Annotated in this window: 1 tRNA gene; it reads left to right on the forward strand. The window is 45.1% G+C overall.

The features are described from left to right. Nucleotide 1 precedes the first annotated feature (1 nt). A tRNA-Ala gene (locus KO538_RS29205) sits at nucleotides 2–77 on the forward strand. The last annotated feature ends 138 nt before the right edge of the window (nucleotides 78–215 follow it).

The following is a 215-nucleotide window of genomic DNA, read 5'->3' on the forward strand; positions in this document are numbered from 1 at the left end:
AGGGGGATTAGCTCAGCTGGGAGAGCACCTGCTTTGCAAGCAGGGGGTCGTCGGTTCGATCCCGTCATCCTCCACCAAAGTTTTACTCGAAAGTGCAAACGTAAGCCGGTCAACAAGACTGTGGTTTAGGTTTGATCTTTTAGCGATCAAAGCTGTTTCGTTCTTTAACAATCTGGAAGAAGTAAAGATTATTTATTGATCGGTTTGCCGTAAAA

Origin of the sequence: Janthinobacterium sp. NKUCC08_JDC, assembly GCF_019345575.1 — a bacterium.
In the GTDB taxonomy this organism is placed as follows: Bacteria; Pseudomonadota; Gammaproteobacteria; order Burkholderiales; family Burkholderiaceae_D; genus Janthinobacterium; species Janthinobacterium aestuarii.